The following is a 1,069-nucleotide window of genomic DNA, read 5'->3' as shown; positions in this document are numbered from 1 at the left end:
TAGAAATTGCAAAAACTCTTTTTAAGAAGTAGGTGATAATATGAAAAAAGAAGATTTCATACATCAATCTGCTATAACTCGTGTCAAAGAAAAGGAATTATTGACTAAGAATGATTATGAAAGACTGATAGATGCTAGTAACTTAGAGGAAACGGTAAGATTATTATCAGATTCAGTATATCAATCAGAATTCGCAAAGCTGGATAATTACAAGAATTATGATATAGCTTTGAAAAACGAGTTAAAAAAGACGTATAAGTATATGTATGATATGAGTAGTTTCCAATACCCTGTCGATTTAATGGCATTAAAATACGATTATCATAATTTAAAAGTGCTAATAAAAGAATATCTAAAAGATGAAGATTTTTCTTCTATGTTAAGCGATATAACTAGAATTGAATTCAAAAGTATGAGAAATTCTATTAAGGAAAACGTGGATACTGAAATGAAACATTTTGATAAAGTTATTAAAGAATCCATCGCTGATTATGAAGAAAACAAAGATCCTCAAATGGTAGATATATATGCTGACAGAGAGTATTTTGTGGAGACATCAGAAATAGCAAAAGAAATTGATTCAGATTTGATAAATGAATATGTTGAAGATTTAATAGATTTTACAAACATCAAAACTTTACTTAGAATTCAAAATCAAAAGAAAAGTTTAGAATTTTTGAAAAAAGTTATTATTCCTAACGGAAGTATTGAATCTGAAAAATTCGAAAGTGAATTGCATTCTGAAATCACTGAAGATAGTCCATTATTCAAGCAAGCTAGAATTTACTATTATGTGAAGGAAGCTATCAGTGAATACAAGAAGTCAAATAGTTTGTCTGGTTTTGAAAAAGCTATGGACGATTATTTGATGGAAAAAATCAAGGAAATTAAGAAGGTTACTTATGGACCTGAGGTTTTATTTGGATATTTATTTGCCAAAGAAACTGAAATTAAAAACTTGAGGATTATCTTTGTAGGAAAGATTAACTCATTGAAACCTGATTATATCAGGAGTAAGTTGAGGTTAAGTTATGCGTAAAAAAGTAGCTGTAGTAGGTGATAGAGATTC

General features: G+C 28.3%; 1 protein-coding gene. It reads left to right on the top strand.

All coding sequences use genetic code 11. From position 1 onward, the window contains the following. Positions 1 to 40: 40 nt before the first annotated feature. Positions 41 to 1,039 carry a V-type ATP synthase subunit C gene (locus KHW44_RS09995; RefSeq protein WP_294685135.1) on the top strand — a complete coding sequence of 333 codons (999 nt, stop codon included), beginning with the start codon at positions 41 to 43 and terminating at the stop codon, positions 1,037 to 1,039. Positions 1,040 to 1,069: the final 30 nt, after the last annotated feature.

It is taken from the genome of Finegoldia magna (assembly GCF_018371055.1).
GTDB classification, from domain to species: domain Bacteria; phylum Bacillota; class Clostridia; order Tissierellales; family Peptoniphilaceae; genus Finegoldia; species Finegoldia magna_I.
The sequence above is the reverse complement of the archived record's forward strand: the minus strand, read 5'-3'. Positions and strand labels throughout refer to the sequence as shown.

What these genes read in the sequence shown, in the direction of transcription:
- KHW44_RS09995 (WP_294685135.1), top strand. Translation starts at nt 41, where the DNA reads ATGAAAAAAGAAGATTTCATACATCAATCTGCTATAACTCGTGTCAAA.